The sequence below is a fragment of the Sporosarcina sp. P17b genome, from assembly GCF_002743115.1.
Lineage (GTDB): Bacteria > Bacillota > Bacilli > Bacillales_A > Planococcaceae > Sporosarcina > Sporosarcina ureae_C.
In genome coordinates, this window is sequence record NZ_PDYP01000012.1 from 54,041 (window position 1) to 71,915 (window position 17,875).

The window sequence follows — 17,875 nt, forward strand, 5'->3', positions numbered from 1 at the left end:
TGTACGGATCTGGTATTGTTTACAGTCATTCAATCAATCGCTCCGTTTCTTTCTGACCGTAGTTGACGATAAATCTGCATGCTCATCAACGCAACTTCCGCGATAATTAAAAGAACAATCACAACCGGCAAGAAGAGTTGCAGCAACTGTGCTAACACATCGATCCATTCATGCTGGCCCGTAGGAATTCGTTCCGTAAAGAAAAGGAACATGCCGAATGTGAAAACCCGAGCCCATTGCGTCGGTGAATAGACAAAGATGCCATGATGCCAGCCGAGTTTCCGAATACGTTGAAAAGCCCACAGAATCTCAATTAGTTCAATGACCAAGAAGAAAACGAATGAAAGAATCCAAACGATGTATAGGAGGGAGAAGGCTGAAGGATGGGAGAATGTCAAAGCCACGCCTGTAATGGATATAGCGCCGTGTAAAATGCAATTCGTATTAATCCAGTTGACTGTTAAGTCGTTAGTCGAAGCATTTACATAACGAAACACGATCAGCAAAAAGTTTAGTATGTAAAACAGTGAACCAATAATGAGCAGAGTAGTAGCGGGAACTGTCCAATTCTCACCAGTGAAAACATGGTAGCCAGAAATCACAATGGATTGTGTGGACACGCACGTCAGCAGCAATCCGCCATGAATTTGATCTATATACTTTTTTAGATTGGTGAAAATGAGACTATAATTTCTTATAACGAGTCCAATATAAATAAACCAAAATGTGAGATTAATGTAAAAGAGAATGTTCATTGAACTGGAGATGTTTTGATCGGACAGTAAAATAAGTATGATCGAAACAGAGGCAATCCAAGTGCCGATTGAAAAACTCGATATCGGGTCTTGTACATGAAGCAAATAAAAATCTTTCTGAAATACATCGAATACGTAATGAATCAGTATCCAAAAAGCGCCCGCAATAAGTACGTAAAATACGGTGCTGTTTACGTGCGGAAAATATACGAATCCGACGCTTTTCAGTGCTATGCCCATCGACATAAGCGGAGCGCCAGCAACTGTGGAAATCACTGGCTTATGTCCAAGGCGTCTAACGGTGATCGCCAGAATAAGAACCGTAAAAAATAAAAATATAAACATCATTGTATCCCTCTATTTTGACTTTCTTTTTATTGCATAAATCATATCATAATTAATTGTCGCCAGTAACGGTGAGTACTATACAGTATAGAACAGAAGGGAATTCTAATTACTAGATTCTTCAATGTGGAGGAAATTACAGCCAAATATATAGTGTTTTTTTGATATCGTTGCGCTATTCCATTCAGTTATTAAACTTCCCCTTTGATTTCATCGGTTAATACGTATAAAATATACTTCTGTGCTTCTTTACAGTACGCAAGAGGTATGTATGATTAGTAATAATAAAAGTTTTAGTGGAGGGTCTTTATGAATTATAGAATTAGTAACAAACAGGTATTTGAGCAAGCCCAGTTGCGATCCGTTTCAGATGTGCAATTGACTGAAGATGAACTTCAAAATGGGATGAAGTTAGCGACGGCTAAGGAAGACGCTACGTTGATGCTGTATTTGATAGAGGTAGACGGTCAAAAGAAGTTTGAAGTTCGTTGGGATGATTCGCACGAGCAATTCACTGGCTGGTATTCAGCATGGGAAAATTTCACTTGGTGTCTAGATATCGCAGGTAAGTAATTTCAATATTACTTGGTTGCAAAGCTATTCATTCATATATTCTAACAAATAGACTCCGCTAGTTTAATACAAACTGGCGGAGTTTTCGCGTCCCAAAAAAGATCCGCGAACATATGCTACTACAATAGAATAGGTTTGTGCTACTTACTAGGGGAGAGGGGTTACTGATTGATGGCTACGAAACCGCAGCAATTAAAAAGAGGTGACACGGTAGGGATTGTAACGCTTGGAAGTCCGCTCGCAGCAAATCGTATTACGGAAGGGATTCGAATGTTGCAAAGTATGGGCTATAAAGTCGTGGTGGGTGAACATGTGTATTCAGCTGACGGCTTTCTTGCCGCGACTCCTCAGCAAAGGGCTTCAGATTTAATGAAGATGTTTACAAATCCGGCAGTGAAATGGATTTTACCTACGCGAGGTGGCGTCGGCGTGGCGAGTATTTTACCGTTCCTTGATTTTAACGTAATAAAACAAAACCCTAAAATTGTTTCGGGATATAGTGACATTACGATATTATTGAATGCATTGTTTGAATATGGCGATCTTATCGGTTTACAAAGTTTATTGTTGTTAGACTTCAATTCGCGAACTCCAGCATATAATTTCAATCAATTCTTTGCCGCAACATCGACTATCACGGCGCCCTGGCCCATTGTCAATCCACCTGAAGTTCCGCTGATCGGAGTAGTGCCAGGAAATGTTACAGGGCCGATTGTCGGTGGGAATCTCACGTCATTTATAGGCACGTTAGGTACGTCCTATGAAATCAATACGGAAGGCAGAATTATTTTATTAGAAGAGACGCATGAACCGATCAATACGGTGTACCGATACTTAAGCCATTTGAAGTTGGCAGGGAAATTTGAGGATTGTGTAGGAATTATTATGGGACAATGTACGAACTGTGAAACGGCATACGGAAAAAGCTATGTAGATTTGATCAATGAATTTTTAGTGCCACTTGGTAAACCTTTACTGACCAACCTAGCCACCGCACATAGCCATTACAAAGCGGCCGTACCTATTGGCGCTAATGTAAATATGGATACCGTGAATCGAACATTGAAGGTGATGGAACCGATCGTGAAGTTGTAAGAGGAAATGGATCCAGTAAAAATTCGCAACACATTACCGCACGTTGCAGATGCTGAAATATTTCACAGTTACGCCCAGACCGGCTAACTTTCTTAAAATTTCAATTATTGTTATGATAAGTATAGATTCTGCGCGATGTTCTCTAATTCCAATGAAATGCTTTGTGGTGATTAGATGATATAAAAGGACAATAGCCAGCAGAAAATACTTAACAAGGTGTGACATCTATTGAATTTATTAAATGTTAGAAAAGGCCAGTTTGTTTACTATCAAAAAAAACTGCATCAAGTCTATTCTGTGAAAGCTTTCTTTAAGCAGTCGGTTCACCTTATTCGTCTCGAAGATTATGAACAGCAGTTGGCGACGGCTAAGGAAATTACATTGTATAGACCACAGCATATGGATAGTTTTATTGTGAATCATAAACGATACACTTTGCATAAAGATGAGAAAGCAAAAGTGGGGGACTATATTTTAATTATTAACCCACAGCCGGATTCATTTGACCATTATCATCTTCATGCGATGGAGATCGTCTCGTCAATTGAATCGAATGGCGTAATCAGCAACCAGTCAAACGGGATCAAGCATAACGAATATTGGACGATGATCCCAGGGCTTGAAGAAGGCGCGAACATTATTGATCTCGAAAACCCAGACGCTGATTATATAAATGAACAAAAACTACTCAAGAAGGAAGTCCACACACCGGAAACGTATATACCTAAAATCGGAGACATCTATCAATGCAACAGCAGTAAACCCATTCTACAGACGATGGTATTAGCGATCGAAGGAGATACCGTTTATTTAGGCGGAAACGTTGAATTGCAAATGGATGAGTTGACTGATTTAACTTCTTGGAGTTATGTACACAACATCTTGAATTAATCATGTATAGAGCTGTTTGAAATACTTTGGCTTGTAAGATATCAGAAAAAAATGGATTAGGCACTATGCCTGATCCATTTTTTTTGATTTTTAACGTTTCCATTCATTACGACTGCATTTTACCGGCAGTATACCCGCCATCTACCGCAAGTGTGACGCCGCTGATTGATCTGGCGAGGTCTGAGCATAGGAAGACTACCGCGTTTGCTTGATCTTCTGCAGTGGACATTCTTCCAGCTGGAAGTGATGCAAGTACTGCTTCGTATTGCTCGGGAGATGTTTTGGCCCAGCCTTCGATAGCAGGGGTAATTGTAGCACCTGGAGCGATCGAGTTGATCGTGATGCCTTGTTGACCGTATTCCAACGCAACGGATTTAGTTAAGCCGGCAATGGCGTGTTTGGATGCAGTGTAGGGTGTCATGTTTGGTGAACCTTCAAGACCTGCACCGGATGCCGTGTTGACAATTGCACCGCCACCTGTTTTTAGCATAGCGTTTACTTCATGCTTAATGCAGTAGAATGTGCCGTACAGATTGACTTTAAGCGTAAGATCCCAGTCTTTTGAATCCAATTCACCGATCGGTTTTTGACCTTTGTTAATGCCTGCATTATTCAGTGCGAAGTCTAACTGGTCGAACGTTTCAACTGTTTTATCTACTAGTGCGATGACTTGCTCTTCATTACTTACATCACATGCTATGAAGGCTGCTTCGCCACCAAGGTCTTTGATCATTTGTACCGTTTCTTGTCCAGCCTCTTCACTTACATCAGAGACCATAACTTTTGCGCCTGCTTTTGCTAATGCAAGTGCAGATGCTCTACCGATACCCGAACCTGATCCTGTAACCAATCCTGCTTTTCCTACCATCATTCCTGCCATACTAAACACTCCTTTATATACATGTAATTACTATCTACAGGCTCAATATACGCCCACATTTATGTTAAATCAACCGTCTAGTTTAACATCTAACTATGTAAATTTACAATCTATCTTTCACAAGAAGTTTCTACAACACATAAACTTTTCCCTTTCGCATGAGAATCAATTATACTAAAAAAGACGGAACGAATATACGTTCTTGATTCGACCGTACACTATACAACTAGAGAGGTTTACATATGAAAGGCACTTCACATTTATTGATCGGTACAACCGTCGGGGCGATTGCGGGTTATGCTGCTCAGCCAGATATTAAGACCGCATTGATTGGTGCGGCAGTAGGGGGGATATCTGGCGTTGTGCCAGATCTTGACACGAATGGGCTCGCGAGCAATAGTATTACACTAAGTAAAAAAGTAAGTAAATGGATGATGGAGACTGCGGGGATCGTGATTTTATTGACGCTTTGTTATCAAGTCATTACACAAGGGCTTAGCCAAGATATTTATGTGTATGGCGGTATTGGGCTTCTGTTGCTCATTGTTTCACGCATCATCACACAACGGCGAATGCTGACGATCACAGGAATTCTCGTCATGCTTCTCGGTTTCGTACTGGATCAGTCAACAGGCATTTTACTCGCGGGAAGCTATATTATTATTGCTTCCTTCATACCGCATCGATCGTATACACATTCCATTCTCGGCATTGTGTTCTATGGGTATATTTTGCAACATCTGCATGCAGAGTGGCCGATCGAAGGACTAGTCGCTGCGGGGCTTGCCGGTTATATTAGTCATCTCATCGCGGACTTAAAGATCCTTCCTGTTAACAAGCGTGGCGTCAAATGGTTCTTGCCGTTATGGAAAAAAGAATTTTGAGATGAACGAATTCTGGATAATCGATGTGAGAGATTAATGAAAGTGTATCAGTTCCTGCCGCGTGTTCTTACTTCCATGTAAAAAATCTACTGATCGTACAATATGGGGGTCTTTTTAGAATAAATTCATAATCATCTCTAACAATTACTCTTTTGATAAGTTCTCAAGATTGCATTGTCTTCTTTGTTAGGAGTAGCTATGGTATAATTAGGGTAATGAATAGTAATACTTACACATATATTTCGTATAAAAGGGATGTGATATATATGTGTGAAAAAGAGGAGGAAAAGGACATGGCGATAGCAACTGATAAGGTTCAAGAGAGAATTGCCGAACTAAGAAAAAAAATTCAAATGGAAAATGAAAATATACCCATATTAAAAGAAGGCAATAAAAAGGCTATTGAGCTTGATCCTAATAACCCTTCCCATAGAGAGTGGTACGAAGGAAGGTAAAGATTATTGGGGAAATTCAAGGATATATATTTGGCCAAAGTTTATTATAAGGGGCAAGAAGGACATGCCAAACGTCGACCTGTTTTAATTATAGATGATTCAGAAAATAATCTAGTGACGATTGCAGAAATAACGTCTGCAGAACCCAATGATCCACCTAAAACATATGATGTATTTAAAGTGGAAATACTTGATTGGAAAGCAGCAGGTTTGGATAAGCCCTCTTGGGTGAAATGCTATAAAACTAATGTCCATCGTGTACCAAAAGACAGATTGATTAAGTTTATTGGTGAAGCTGACGATTTGACAATATTAAATGTTTTGGAAATTATATCTGGCGATTGAGAAGACGGGGCATTTAATGCCTTGTCTTTTTTCATTTCAGCATATTAAAGTTATCTACAAGAATTAATACATATCCTGAAATAATGAGAAAGAAGGAGATCGCTTTGACTAAAACCGTTTGTATCATTGGAGCAGGTATCGGAGGGCTGATGGCAGGCGCTTTGTTAGCAAAAGAAGGCTACGCGGTCACTGTTTTGGAAAAAGCGACAAAAGTAGGTGGATCAGCGGGGGCGTATGTACGAAACAAGCATACATTTCCTACTGGTGCGACGATTGCTTTCGGTTTGGAAGAACACGGTTTGCTTGATACGTTATTCAATGAACTCGATATGAATATTCCATACACATTGCTCGATCACCCAATGGATGTTGTGCTAGAAGACCGCAGAATATCATTGTACAGGGACAGAACCGCGTGGAAAGAAGAGCTCGGCCAAGTCTTTCATGAAAGAAAACGAGATGTCTTGGCTTTCTGGAATAGAGTAGAGCAAATTAGCGCAGGGGTATTTGATGTGACGGCTACCGGTGTTTCTTTACCCATTCAGCATATGTATGATCTCGGGAAACTACCTGGCCATGCTGTATTCCATGCGGGCAGTATGTTGCGATTGGCACGCTATGCGACACGCACGGTGGAAGATTTGCTGCGTATATATAAGCTAGATACATATGAACCGCTACGGCAATTTCTTGACGCGCAACTGCTTGATGCGGCACAAACGGATTGCACAAAAGCCGCTTTATTACCCTCGAGTCTTGCGCTGACGATCTATGGAAGAGGCAGCTTTTATGTTGATAAGGGCATGTCGCAGTTAAGTGAAGCACTGGCGGAGCGGATTATTGAACTAGGTGGCGAAGTGGTCAAAGCGTCCGCGGTGAATGAATTGTTTTATAAAGACAAGAAGTGGCATGTGAAGAGTAGGAAGCGTTCAGGTACGTATGATCTTGTCATCAACAATTCAGGTATATCGTTTGGTCCACGGACGAGTCATTCGGAATCGAATCAGTTTTCCTGGGGTGCTTTCCGAATCGATGCGCTTCTGAACGGAACTTTCTGGCAACAGGAGCTAGATGGCAGACAACTTCCTTTCGCACTCCAAATCGTACCTGATAAAGCCCAGTCTGTATTATATTCGGACGGACATGGACCCGTATACGTAACTTTCCAGCCAGCTTACGATAAACGTAACAAACGGATCGAAGATGAAGTGATGATGACGTGCTCGATACATGCGGACACAGAACAGTGGGGATTATTGTCTACAGGCGAGTATAAACAATTGAAGGAAGCCATAACGAAAGCAATGTTCACAGAAATCCAAAAAGTTCTTCCTATTGAAGATTATTTGATTTATTCGGAAGCGGGAACGCCCGAAACTTATAAGACCTACATCGGGAAGACGAGCGTAGGTGGGTTTCCATTGACGGTACGAAACGCGATACTTAAGCCGAAGAGTGTGCGTTCAGCGTTGCCGCAGTTTTATATTGCGGGCGAGCAGTCGTTCCCGGGTCCCGGTACTTTGTCTTCCGCGCTAAGTGGTTCACATATTGCGCGAGCCATTTTGAAGGAATGGCCCATAACGTAATCTATAAAAACAATAGAAGTGACCGATATAATAACAGAATAGTCAAACTGAAATTATAGAGGAGGAAATTAAATGAAGATTACACCAAACCTATCTACTTTTAAAATGCCTCAAACACAAAAGCCAGCTCCTGAAAAAGAAGAAGCTACAAAGAAGAATGAATCGACAAACAATAAACCGGTCGATCAGTATATACCCTCAACAAACTTCAAAAATGCGGGGTATGACAAGCCGATGACAAAAATTGACGGACCGACGATTGAACGGCTGAAGGCGGAAAGCGAGAAAGCGTATGAGAATTTACAAAACTTGGTGCGCGAACTTCTCGAAAGACAAGGGATCACCGTGGAAGATGTACGTAGCGGCAAGAAGACCATTGTAGTGGATGAAAAAATACGGTTAGATGCGGAGAAATCCATTAGCGAAGGGGGAGAGCAAAGTCCCGAAAAAGTCAGTGATCGGATCCTAGAATTCGCCAACGCTATTTCAGGAGGAGACAAAAGTAAGTTCGATCTTCTCAAGAGTTCTATTGAGGAAGGATTTAATCAAGCGAAGCAAGCACTTGGCGGAACACTCCCTGATATTTCGCAAAAGACGTATGATCTAGTGATGGAGAAGTTGAATAATTGGAAAGAGGAAGCGTAACCCGTTCAGTTGAATGGTACAAGAGCTGAAAAAACAAGCGAGTGTAGAAAAATAAGAACAACAAATGGCATTCGAATGAACGGTGCCATTTTGACGTATAAGTAGGCTAATGGTTAAGTATTTGAACCAGATTACTGAATAGTTATCAGAAAGGTGATTGACTATGAAAATATATCTGAAAGAAAGATATAAGTCTTATATAAGTATCTCTATTGGTTTATTAATTGGATTTGTCGTTGTTACATTTCTATTTGATCAACCTGATTATACATCAGGCCTTGTCGCCATTTTATTTGGATTAATAATCGGGGAGTTACTATTTTACTCAAGATGGTCAATACGCCAAAAAAGAGAACGAAATATATAAACTTTTGGGTGCGTTTGTTATATAGGCAAATGCCCCAATACAGCAATAGGGCCAGATTCTTAAATGGAATGGTCCTTTCTTTGTTAAAAAGGAGAATGAAGAATGATATTAATTATCTACGCAGTCACTAGTTTTGTTAGCAGTTTTATATTTGTACAACTGATTTCATTAAGTTATTTTGATTCATTAAATTACTTTGAGCTAACTGATTTTCTTGCATTATGGGGATTTTTTGTATTGCCAGTCTTTTTGATTGGTGGTTTTATCGCTTTATGCGTAGATTTCTTTGTACAGGAGTTTTTTAAATCAAAAAATTACTTTATTTCTTTAATTATATTTATATTTTTGGGAATAGCTTATAACATTTATGCCTTAGGAGATTTGGTAAGAAACGGATGGGGCGAAGGAGTTATGGAATATCTAGTTTTAGGAGTTGTGGGCTCTGTTCTTTATCTTCACATTTGGCTGTTTTTGAATAAACTTGCCATAAAGACAAGAGCTAATTTACTGGGACAGTCTTAAAAATATAGAATTTTATACTTAGCAATCGGGCGCGTTTAAAGAATAAAGTTTAAAGCACTCACTTAGTTGATCGGAGTGGAAGCCGGCGACACTGGGAGGTTCACAGCCCGCCCATAGGATACGCGTCCGGCTGCAGCGCAGATCAACGGCCTCCAACCACTATCCCGCAATCGGATACGGGTTACTTAATAAATTAAGCCGAAAACTATTAAAAGGGTGAGAATTTGCCATTTACTATATATATGATAATTATTAACACTTCATTTTGGCTTATACTCAACTATGGCGTAGCGTATGGAAGTCGTTTATTGCCTAAGGGGGTCTTTCAAAGTAATTTGTTTTTCAAAGAAAAATCATTTGAAAGAAAACTATACAAGTTAATAAAAATCAACAACTGGAAAGATCAATTACCGGCAGTGAATTCTACTCTTAAACGTTTGAAAAAAGAATTAAATCCTAAATACTTGGATCAAGTGATTATGCAAACTTATTATGCTGAAATTGGGCATTTAACCATAGCTGTATTAGGTTTTCTTTCAATATTCATTAACCCTAATGAATATTTTTGGATGGCCTTTATTTGTTCTGTTGTTAATTTCCTCATTCATATCCCTTTTTGCTTAATTCAACGATACAATCGGCCGAGATTATTTAAATTGAAATCGAGAATAGAGCGCCAATCAGGCAACAGCCCTTTTTCTAATATGGGTCACTTATAACTGAACTTCTTGTACTCTCTGTAGCTGCGACTGATGTGGGTTTTAAATAAGCGAAGAGGGTTCACCACGCGCTCGGCTACATATAAATCCCTTATTAATACAGACCAAATAACACGACAAAAAAAGCCTACCCCTCATTTATCTTTTTGGTAAAAGAGTGTCGAGGGGTAGGCTTTTTACAATCATTTTGGTTTTTGGAATGTTTTAGTGCTTACGCTTTACTTCAATTCTATAGCCGTCAGGATCAGTAACGAAGAAGTAAGATGGTGCTCCACCTGCAAGTCCTTTTAACTCACCTGTTTCATAAGGAGAAGCTTTACAAATTTCATGCATTTTTTCTAAATCATCTGCGGTTACGCCTAAATGACTGAAACCATTTCCAATAACATATGGTTCTGCATCATAATTATACGTAAGTTCTATTTGTACTGACGCGCCTGGTGAATTTAGATAGATTAAATCAAATTTATGCTCTGGGAATTCTCTGCGACTGGCTACTTCAAAATCAAAGAGCTCAGTATAAAAATCTAAAGTCGCATCAATGTCTCTAACACGTAAACAAATTTCAACAAGTACTTGGTTCATCACTATCATCCTCCATGATTTTATTGACCTAATCTTATCATAGATACTATTTCAGTACACTTTATGCGATTGAACAAAGTCAGTTGTCTTAGAAATTATCACGCGCGTTACGTAATTCGATAAAGTCTTCCAAAGTTTCCGCTTGCAAAAAGAGGTTAATTTCCTTCTCTCTGCCGATTGTTGACGGGAGTGTTGGCTGATCTTTCGCACGCATTTCTTGGACTTCATCCAATGAGTTGGAGATTTTTTTATTATCCGGCTGTATTTCGTATGCAAAACGTAAATTAGTTTCGGTATACTCGTGACCGGCATAAACGTTAATATCATCGTCTAAGTGCTTGAATTTCTGAAACGTTTCATATTGAGCTTCGTAATCGCCTGTAAAGACCCGACCGCATCCTGCTGAAAATAAAGCATCCCCGCAAAATAGATGATTTCCCATTAAGAAACTGATGTGGCCATGCGTATGACCTCCCGATTCGTAGACTTGGAAAGTTTGACCCATCAAATGAAAGGAGTCGTCTTCCTTTACTACACTATTCACCAAGTCTTTCGTTTCTTCCGGTCCATAAACAAGACATTCTGGATGACTCGCGAGAATCTCTCGTACTCCGCCAGTATGATCTTCATGCATATGCGTTAAAAGAATGGCAGCCAAACGAAGCTGATTTTCTTCAAGGTAATCTAGGACAACACTCGCTTTTCCTGGATCCACCACAACTACCTCTGTTTCTTCTTGAATGCACCATATATAATTATCAGAAAAGGCTTTGATTGGATGAATATTCACGTCATGATTCCTCCTCTTTTACTGTATGTAATTTGCGGTTTGGAGAATTTTTCCCTTCCACCGACAAGTTCTAATTGATCCTGCTATCATAACATAGAGGCTTTGATAGTTGAATTCAGAGGAATGGTTTGGTCTTGGAAAGACTATAGTGCCAATAATCCTCAATAGGAAATGCGCTACCCACGCCTGTCATTTTGGTATATGCTTAGTATAGAAGAATCTACTATACAAACACTCGGGTGAAAAAATGAAAAAACATAATAAGAGACCGATTAGTATGCAAGTCTGGTTGACTGCTTTGGTCGGTCTAGTGGTCTTCGTTTCTCTTTCTGTCACTGGTTTTTTAATTGGAGGCAGTGCAGCGGATCGGGCGAGGGATTCACAATCGGAAAAAGCGATGAATATCGCCATCACGATAAGCCATACACAGTCGGTCATTGATGGTTTAACAGGAAAAGGGCCGATTGAGGAAATTCAGGCGTTTACGCAATCGGTTCAAGACGAAACACAAGTGGAATATATTGTCGTCATGAATACTGAACGTATCCGACAATCCCATCCAGTAGCTGAACGTATTGGTCAATATTTTGTTGGCGGTGACGAAGACTTGGCTTTTGACGGGCAGCAGTATACGTCGATGGCGACAGGGACGCTTGGGAAATCGATGAGGGCGTTCGTTCCCATTTGGGCGGAAGGTCAGATTATCGGTGTGGTTGCGGTCGGTATTATGATGGATAACGTCCGTTCCGCTGTTTTAGAAAGTGTCAATACTAGTTTCATTGGAATTGGATTTGGTTTACTGATCGGTTTAGTGGGCGCCGTTTTATTGGCAAGAAAAGTGAAGTGTACGTTATTTGGACTGGAACCGGGGGAAATCGCGCAGCAACTCCGCGAACGAGAAGCGATGCTAGAAGCGGTTCGTGACGGGATTATTGCGATTAATGATCAAGCAGAAATTGTGTTAGTGAATCAAGCGGCTATTACACTTTTCCGTTCGGCAGGTGTAGAAGGCAATCCTCTTGGAAAGTCGATTCAATCGTTTGTTCCGTCACTTCCTCTGCAGCAGATGCTCGAAGATAAAAAGCCCCAGTATGATCAAGAGCTGAAATTAAATGGGCTAGATGTCGTAGTGACGCAAGTACCTGTCATTTCCAATGATCAGTTAGTCGGTGCACTTGCTATATTCCGTGATAAATCCGAACTCACTTCCCTAGTGGAACAACTAACTGGCGCTAGAGTATATGCGGAAACATTAAGACATCAAACACATGAATTCATGAATAAACTTCATGTCATTATGGCGATGGTTCATACGAAATCCTATGATGAGTTAAAAGAGTATACGTCTTATATTTCAGATACGTACCAAAAGGAAACAGGTGTCGTATCTAGACTTGTTAAAGATCCTGTCATCGCGGGCTATTTAATGAGCAAATTAAGTGAATCACGCGAGTCAGGCATACTTATCAAGTTAGATGGAAATCATCCGCTGCCTCCGTTACAAAAGATGGAGCATATGGACAAGATCATCACTATACTAGGGAATTTACTCGACAACGCTTGCGACGCGGTAAGTGAACAAGTCGACGGTGAGGTTCAATTGACTCTGGATTACGTAGCGTCACAATTACAATTCAGCGTACGAGATAATGGGCCGGGGATCCTTTTAGAAAATATAGAAGAAGTATTTGAACAGGGAATCTCGTCCAAAGGAGAAGGGCATGGATATGGATTGTATTTAGCTAAAATCGCATTGGATGAATTAAACGGCGAGTGGACGGTATCTTCTACGAAAGGGAATGGGACAGAATTTACGGTTCGTGTGCCATATACAGGTGAAGAATGATGATTCGAGTGTTAATAATTGAAGATGATCCTATGGTAGCGAAATTTAATGGGATTTATTTAGAAAGCATTCCAGGCTTTACAATAGCAGGCTTTGCGAAAAATGTAGCCGAAGGTCGGACGTTCTTGGAGTCTTCGCCAGTGGATCTCATTTTACTGGATGTCTATATGAAAGGACCGACTGGACTCGATTTATTAACGGAACTTCGAAAAGAAGGCGACTCGGTAGATGTGATTCTGATCACGGCAGCTAATGATAAAGACTCTGTACAACAGGCGCTTCGCTATGGAGCCGTTGACTACTTGATCAAGCCATTTACTTTTGAACGGTTTCAGAATGCCTTGCTGCAGTTTAAAAAGCAATTTTATTTGATGAATCAGCATGACGAAATTAGCCAGGATGAAATTGATAATTTGCTTCATGCTTCAGATCGAATAAACAGTGACCTATTTGAATTGCCGAAAGGTCTGACGAAAACGACATTCACTCGTATCGCCAAGAAAATTATCGCATGGCAAGGAAGTACATTTTCTACAGCGGAGCTCGCAGACGATATTGGGGTTTCGAGCGTATCGACACGAAAGTATTTACATTATCTAGTGGCACATAAACTAATCGATACCGATGTAGTGTATCAGGAAACAGGTCGTCCGCTAACGAACTACCGACTGCGACCTGAAAAAGTGTATATCCTTCAATCACTCCTACGTGAATAATATTTCTGTTTCATGACTAAGCATCCGAGCAATGTAGCGAGAAGTTCGCTGTTGCTCGTGTTGCTTTTTTTAGTTACAAAAGTATTTACTTAGTTACGCAACGTATATTTCCTGAATTATCTCACTTATAGTTTTCTATGAAGAAAGCGTTTTCGGAGGGATAACAATGAAGGAAATGGCATCAACTACTTGGCAAAGATTATGGCGTTCACATAATCAGGCGAAAGATTTATTGAATTTCTTTTCACATAAGAAAAAACTAACGACCGCACAAGATCACGTACAAGTAGGTGGGCAACAGGCTTCGCCCCAACCTCCTGATCAGAATTCGGATAAAAGTACGTCCTATTCTACCGTCCAACGCGTCGGTCTAATTCTAGGTCCGCTTTTATTTATTATTATGATGTTCTTTTTATCTCCTGAAGGGATGAATCCGGCAGCGAAATCGGTGCTTGCGGTGACTCTGTGGGTGGCGACTTGGTGGATTACTGAAGCGATTCCGATTCCCGTCACTTCGTTGCTTCCTATCGTTTTATTACCGTTAACGGGCGCTATGGAAGCGGATGCAGTAACCTCTTCGTACGGTAATGATATTATTTTCTTGTTTTTAGGTGGATTCTTTATTGCCACAGCGATGGAAAAATGGAACTTACATAAACGACTTGCACTTGGTATTATCGCGTTCATCGGTACAGGAACGCAGCGGATTTTGCTTGGTTTCATGACTGCGACCGCATTTTTATCGATGTGGGTTTCCAATACCGCAGCAGTTATGATGATGATTCCGATGGGCTTGGCGATTACCGCTCAGGTGGCAGCCGCTTTAAAGGGCACACCGGAAGAAAAAGAACTGCCGAAGTTTGAAAAGACACTTATATTCGGTATTGGTTACGCAGGAACGATTGGTGGACTAGGTACGTTAATAGGTACACCACCCAATATTATTCTGGCAGCACAAGTAAAAGAATTATTCGGTGTCGAGATATCCTTCGCAGGTTGGATGCTGATCGCGGTACCTATTGTTATAGTTCTCTTGTTTTCGACATGGATCTATCTGGGACGATTTGCTTTTAAGATGAATATTAAAGGTCTTCCGGGTGGAAAAGAAGTGATCCAAGAAGAACGGAAAGCATTAGGGAAGATGACATTCGAAGAGAAAGCAGTGGGAGCTGTTTTCGCATTTGCAGCATTTATGTGGATTACACGTGAATTTCTTTGGATTACTATTCTCCCGTCATTAAAAGACGGCATGATTGCGGTAGTAGCTGCAGCATTGTTGTTCTCTATACCTACTTCCAAGAAATTTGGCAAACGTATTCTAGGATGGGAAGATTCCAAGGAAATTCCATGGGGCATCTTGTTGTTATTCGGTGGAGGACTGGCGATCGCAGCAGGCTTCCGTGAAACGGGGCTTTCTGAATGGATTGGATCGCAATTGACGGCTTTGGAAGGACTTCATATGATTGTGATCATTGCGGCTTCCTCATTCCTTGTTCTAGCTTTGACGGAGTTCACTTCCAATACAGCGACCGCTACAATGATCCTGCCTATATTGGCTGCTCTAGCTCTAACAATGAATATCCACCCGTATGCATTGATGGTACCCGCTGCCATGGCTGCAAACTGTGCATTTATGTTGCCGGTAGGTACACCACCAAATGCTATCATTTTCGCTACGGAGAAACTCCGCTTAAGTGAAATGGTACGCGTTGGATTTATCATTAATGTGTTTGTGCTGATTCTCATTGTATTAGCCGCCTACTTCTTGCTACCACTTCTTTGGGGAATTGATTTGCAAGTGGTACCAGAAGAGTTTTATGCGAATTTTAAATAACAGAAAATGAATGACTTTCGTCAATAGTTAGACTCTCTAGTGAGCGCCAGATTCTTAAACAATGCATATTGTTTGAGGAGCTGGTGCTTTTTCAATGATGGAGGTATCCGAACGCTACACAACGGAAGGCCGATTCAGAATAATGTCGGGACCTGGTGCTTATAGTGATAGTTACTTTTCTTTGTCTTGTAGTTGGACAATTGCTAGACAAGCAACACCAATGGACAGTAGTGTGATGGCGGTATCTACAGATACATCCCCTAAAATACTTAAAACAAGTGTACTGACACCCATTGCCAATGCAACTGCTTTAAAAATCAGTTTGATATTTTTCATTTGAATCAACTCCCATTCTGGCCAGTAATGGCAATTTTTTATTCAGCGTTATTTCATTTATCGAACTTTGTGGAAAACGTAGTCATCAACACTATGAAAATGGGTAGCAAACTCCATAAAAAGAAGCCCCAATTCTTTGTTAGTAAAGATAATACTAAGAAGAAAGCTAGTGCGGCAATTGAAATATATATAGTACGTTTTTGATATTTTTTCATTTTGTAGCTCCTTTTCGAAAGTTGGTCCTAGTTATATGTATCGACGAACGTTTTGGCAGTACTGTACGTACTCTTCTCCATAAATTTTTACTAAAGACTGTTCTTCGAGTCGTACTTGTCGATTAAATAACCAAAAAGCTGAAATCAAATATATTAATAGGATCCAATTGTGGTAAATGAGAAATTCACCACATAAGACCATTCCAAAAGCAGTATAAATCGGGTTTCGACTAATGGAAAAAGCGCCAGTAGTAATCAGTGTACCTGGGCTCTCTTCATCAATGCCTACCCTAAAGCTTTTCCCGAATGAAATTAAGCTATAAAGGAATAGCAAAAGTCCAGCGGAGCAAAGGGCGACACCAATCCACCCCACAATGCCGTTAGTAAATAGCTCTGTTCCCAACCTTGGTAAATTAAAAGCGTTTGAAGTGATTAAATATAACAACAGCAACGCAAAGGGCGGTATGATGAAATCTTTTTTGTCCATGTGACCAAATTTAAATACGTTAATGCCGAATTTCTTTAATTGAATCGACCGAATAATTACGAGTATGATTAATAGTGAAATGGTTGTAACAGCAATATATCCCTGCATCAAGAACCCCCTCTAATTTACTGTTTTTCTATATTCATCGTATCACAAGTATCACAATAAAATACTATGTTTAGAGACTACTCTGACAATAGGATGGTACCACTTCAATTGTATTAAATAGTAGAGAAATATAGAATCCCAGAGGAGCAACATCTCTTTCGGGACCTAGTACCTTCCCATACATAATTATCAATATGAATACTCAAACGTTAAAATTTGACTTGACATTCAAATTCTGAAAACTTAGAATGTAAACACAACGAGATGTGGCAATGTGAAGGAAGTGAGAAATTCATGTCATTACGAGAGAAGAAAGTAGAAAAGAAAAAAGAAGAGATTCGGCAATCCGCTATGAGTGTGATCGCGGAAAAAGGATATCATGCTACTACGATGGAAGACATTGCAGCGAAGTTACTCATGACGAAGGGTTCCGTTTACTATTATTTTAAAGATAAAGAAGCACTAGTGTATGACAGTCACAAAATACTTCTAGAACAAAGTATCGAGCAACTTAACGAAGTGTTGGCGGAAGAACTTCCTTCTATAGCGAAGCTTCGGAAGGCTATGATTGTCCATATGGAATATGTCATTACAGAAAGAACGGACTTCTTTATAGGTGCTAAGCCGGATCAAGTTTTCGTAGGAGAGCATTTAGAGGAAATCATACGTCTGCGAAATGAATACAGTGATTGCATGGACGGACTGATTAAACAAGGGATTGAGGATGGTAGTTTTGCAAATGTAGATAGTAATATTGTGAATAATATTATCCTAGGTGCCATGAATAATGTGGTGATTTGGTATTCTCCAAAAGGAAGTAAAAGTATACAAGAGTTAGCCAATTCGATTGCCGATTATTTATTGAAGATCTTAGTCTAATATCGTAAATCCTTAAG

The 17,875-nt window shown here is 40.1% G+C and carries 20 protein-coding genes; 14 read left to right on the forward strand and 6 right to left on the reverse strand.

Translation table 11 applies throughout. The features are described 5' to 3' along the window. Positions 1-29: 29 nt before the first annotated feature. Positions 30-1,100 (reverse strand): TDT family transporter, encoded by a 1,071-nt coding sequence (locus CSV76_RS12965; RefSeq protein WP_158232807.1) that lies wholly within the window; start codon positions 1,098-1,100, stop codon positions 30-32. A gap of 309 nt (positions 1,101-1,409) precedes the next feature. Here CSV76_RS12965 and CSV76_RS12970 point away from each other — a divergent pair, with 309 nt between their 5' ends. The 3 genes from CSV76_RS12970 to CSV76_RS12980 all read left to right on the forward strand — a co-directional run bounded on the left by CSV76_RS12970 (position 1,410) and on the right by CSV76_RS12980 (position 3,659). Next, positions 1,410-1,673 (forward strand): hypothetical protein, encoded by a 264-nt coding sequence (locus CSV76_RS12970; protein ID WP_085426886.1) that lies wholly within the window; start codon positions 1,410-1,412, stop codon positions 1,671-1,673. A gap of 171 nt (positions 1,674-1,844) precedes the next feature. Further along, positions 1,845-2,768 (forward strand): S66 peptidase family protein, encoded by a 924-nt coding sequence (locus CSV76_RS12975; protein WP_099625850.1) that lies wholly within the window; start codon positions 1,845-1,847, stop codon positions 2,766-2,768. 228 nt (positions 2,769-2,996) lie between these two features. Further along, complete coding sequence (locus CSV76_RS12980; protein ID WP_099625851.1) at positions 2,997-3,659, forward strand: hypothetical protein; 663 nt, start codon at positions 2,997-2,999, stop codon at positions 3,657-3,659. A 106-nt stretch (positions 3,660-3,765) separates the two neighbouring features. On the opposite strand, the gene CSV76_RS12985 is transcribed toward CSV76_RS12980, so the two are convergent. Continuing rightward, positions 3,766-4,539 carry an SDR family NAD(P)-dependent oxidoreductase gene (locus CSV76_RS12985; RefSeq protein WP_099625852.1) on the reverse strand — a complete coding sequence of 258 codons (774 nt, stop codon included), beginning with the start codon at positions 4,537-4,539 and terminating at the stop codon, positions 3,766-3,768. A gap of 242 nt (positions 4,540-4,781) precedes the next feature. Between CSV76_RS12985 and CSV76_RS12990 the strand changes: the two genes are divergently transcribed. The 7 genes from CSV76_RS12990 to CSV76_RS13020 all read left to right on the forward strand — a co-directional run bounded on the left by CSV76_RS12990 (position 4,782) and on the right by CSV76_RS13020 (position 10,062). Further along, positions 4,782-5,423 carry a metal-dependent hydrolase gene (locus CSV76_RS12990; protein WP_099625853.1) on the forward strand — a complete coding sequence of 214 codons (642 nt, stop codon included), beginning with the start codon at positions 4,782-4,784 and terminating at the stop codon, positions 5,421-5,423. A 293-nt stretch (positions 5,424-5,716) separates the two neighbouring features. Next, on the forward strand, positions 5,717-5,878 hold the full coding sequence (locus CSV76_RS17360) for a hypothetical protein (RefSeq protein ID WP_158232808.1): 162 nt from the start codon (positions 5,717-5,719) through the stop codon (positions 5,876-5,878). A gap of 6 nt (positions 5,879-5,884) precedes the next feature. Beyond that, the gene (locus CSV76_RS12995) at positions 5,885-6,223 is read left to right on the forward strand and encodes a type II toxin-antitoxin system PemK/MazF family toxin (RefSeq protein WP_233204485.1); all 339 of its coding nucleotides are present in this window, start codon (positions 5,885-5,887) and stop codon (positions 6,221-6,223) included. 104 nt (positions 6,224-6,327) lie between these two features. After that, a complete protein-coding gene (locus CSV76_RS13000) occupies positions 6,328-7,809 on the forward strand; it encodes a phytoene desaturase family protein (RefSeq protein WP_099693840.1) in 1,482 nt (493 codons plus the stop codon). A 72-nt stretch (positions 7,810-7,881) separates the two neighbouring features. After that, entirely contained in the window at positions 7,882-8,454 is a 573-nt protein-coding gene (locus CSV76_RS13005; protein WP_099625855.1) for a hypothetical protein, read from the forward strand. A 469-nt stretch (positions 8,455-8,923) separates the two neighbouring features. Next, positions 8,924-9,343: a hypothetical protein gene (locus CSV76_RS13015; RefSeq protein ID WP_085426878.1), complete on the forward strand. Its 420-nt coding sequence runs from the start codon at positions 8,924-8,926 to the stop codon at positions 9,341-9,343. Positions 9,344-9,585: 242 nt separating this feature from the next. Continuing rightward, positions 9,586-10,062 (forward strand): glycosyl-4,4'-diaponeurosporenoate acyltransferase CrtO family protein, encoded by a 477-nt coding sequence (locus tag CSV76_RS13020; RefSeq protein WP_099625871.1) that lies wholly within the window; start codon positions 9,586-9,588, stop codon positions 10,060-10,062. 204 nt (positions 10,063-10,266) lie between these two features. On the opposite strand, the gene gloA is transcribed toward CSV76_RS13020, so the two are convergent. Together gloA and gloB are read right to left on the reverse strand one after the other, a co-directional pair. Further along, positions 10,267-10,647: a lactoylglutathione lyase gene (gene gloA, locus CSV76_RS13025; protein WP_085426876.1), complete on the reverse strand. Its 381-nt coding sequence runs from the start codon at positions 10,645-10,647 to the stop codon at positions 10,267-10,269. 88 nt (positions 10,648-10,735) lie between these two features. Next, entirely contained in the window at positions 10,736-11,437 is a 702-nt protein-coding gene (gene gloB / locus CSV76_RS13030) for a hydroxyacylglutathione hydrolase (RefSeq protein WP_099625857.1), read from the reverse strand. A gap of 247 nt (positions 11,438-11,684) precedes the next feature. On the opposite strand from gloB, the gene dcuS reads away from it, so the two are divergent. From dcuS to CSV76_RS13045, 3 genes are all read left to right on the forward strand, one after another. Next, positions 11,685-13,283: a DcuS/MalK family sensor histidine kinase gene (gene dcuS, locus CSV76_RS13035; protein ID WP_099625858.1), complete on the forward strand. Its 1,599-nt coding sequence runs from the start codon at positions 11,685-11,687 to the stop codon at positions 13,281-13,283. Further along, positions 13,283-13,999, forward strand: a complete 717-nt coding sequence (locus tag CSV76_RS13040; RefSeq protein WP_099625859.1) for a response regulator — start codon at positions 13,283-13,285, stop codon at positions 13,997-13,999. The genes dcuS and CSV76_RS13040 overlap by 1 nt, the downstream gene beginning before the upstream one ends. A gap of 166 nt (positions 14,000-14,165) precedes the next feature. Continuing rightward, positions 14,166-15,833: an SLC13 family permease gene (locus CSV76_RS13045; RefSeq protein WP_099625860.1), complete on the forward strand. Its 1,668-nt coding sequence runs from the start codon at positions 14,166-14,168 to the stop codon at positions 15,831-15,833. Between the two features lie 171 nt (positions 15,834-16,004). Here the strand turns inward: CSV76_RS13045 and CSV76_RS17365 are convergent, their stop codons facing one another. Continuing rightward, a complete protein-coding gene (locus CSV76_RS17365; RefSeq protein ID WP_157129923.1) occupies positions 16,005-16,169 on the reverse strand; it encodes a hypothetical protein in 165 nt (54 codons plus the stop codon). Between the two features lie 246 nt (positions 16,170-16,415). Continuing rightward, positions 16,416-16,979 carry a methyltransferase family protein gene (locus CSV76_RS13050; RefSeq protein WP_099625861.1) on the reverse strand — a complete coding sequence of 188 codons (564 nt, stop codon included), beginning with the start codon at positions 16,977-16,979 and terminating at the stop codon, positions 16,416-16,418. A 294-nt stretch (positions 16,980-17,273) separates the two neighbouring features. Here CSV76_RS13050 and CSV76_RS13055 point away from each other — a divergent pair, with 294 nt between their 5' ends. Continuing rightward, positions 17,274-17,858 carry a TetR/AcrR family transcriptional regulator gene (locus CSV76_RS13055; protein ID WP_085426870.1) on the forward strand — a complete coding sequence of 195 codons (585 nt, stop codon included), beginning with the start codon at positions 17,274-17,276 and terminating at the stop codon, positions 17,856-17,858. Positions 17,859-17,875 lie beyond the last annotated feature (17 nt).

What these genes read in the sequence shown, in the direction of transcription:
- CSV76_RS12965 (WP_158232807.1), bottom strand. Translation starts at nt 1,100, where the DNA reads ATGTTTATATTTTTATTTTTTACGGTTCTTATTCTGGCGATCACCGTT.
- CSV76_RS12970 (WP_085426886.1), top strand. Translation starts at nt 1,410, where the DNA reads ATGAATTATAGAATTAGTAACAAACAGGTATTTGAGCAAGCCCAGTTG.
- CSV76_RS12975 (WP_099625850.1), top strand. Translation starts at nt 1,845, where the DNA reads ATGGCTACGAAACCGCAGCAATTAAAAAGAGGTGACACGGTAGGGATT.
- CSV76_RS12985 (WP_099625852.1), bottom strand. Translation starts at nt 4,539, where the DNA reads ATGGCAGGAATGATGGTAGGAAAAGCAGGATTGGTTACAGGATCAGGT.
- CSV76_RS12990 (WP_099625853.1), top strand. Translation starts at nt 4,782, where the DNA reads ATGAAAGGCACTTCACATTTATTGATCGGTACAACCGTCGGGGCGATT.
- CSV76_RS17360 (WP_158232808.1), top strand. Translation starts at nt 5,717, where the DNA reads ATGGCGATAGCAACTGATAAGGTTCAAGAGAGAATTGCCGAACTAAGA.
- CSV76_RS13005 (WP_099625855.1), top strand. Translation starts at nt 7,882, where the DNA reads ATGAAGATTACACCAAACCTATCTACTTTTAAAATGCCTCAAACACAA.
- CSV76_RS13015 (WP_085426878.1), top strand. Translation starts at nt 8,924, where the DNA reads ATGATATTAATTATCTACGCAGTCACTAGTTTTGTTAGCAGTTTTATA.
- CSV76_RS13020 (WP_099625871.1), top strand. Translation starts at nt 9,586, where the DNA reads ATGATAATTATTAACACTTCATTTTGGCTTATACTCAACTATGGCGTA.
- gloA (WP_085426876.1), bottom strand. Translation starts at nt 10,647, where the DNA reads ATGAACCAAGTACTTGTTGAAATTTGTTTACGTGTTAGAGACATTGAT.
- dcuS (WP_099625858.1), top strand. Translation starts at nt 11,685, where the DNA reads ATGAAAAAACATAATAAGAGACCGATTAGTATGCAAGTCTGGTTGACT.
- CSV76_RS13040 (WP_099625859.1), top strand. Translation starts at nt 13,283, where the DNA reads ATGATTCGAGTGTTAATAATTGAAGATGATCCTATGGTAGCGAAATTT.
- CSV76_RS13045 (WP_099625860.1), top strand. Translation starts at nt 14,166, where the DNA reads ATGAAGGAAATGGCATCAACTACTTGGCAAAGATTATGGCGTTCACAT.
- CSV76_RS17365 (WP_157129923.1), bottom strand. Translation starts at nt 16,169, where the DNA reads ATGAAAAATATCAAACTGATTTTTAAAGCAGTTGCATTGGCAATGGGT.
- CSV76_RS13050 (WP_099625861.1), bottom strand. Translation starts at nt 16,979, where the DNA reads ATGCAGGGATATATTGCTGTTACAACCATTTCACTATTAATCATACTC.
- CSV76_RS13055 (WP_085426870.1), top strand. Translation starts at nt 17,274, where the DNA reads ATGTCATTACGAGAGAAGAAAGTAGAAAAGAAAAAAGAAGAGATTCGG.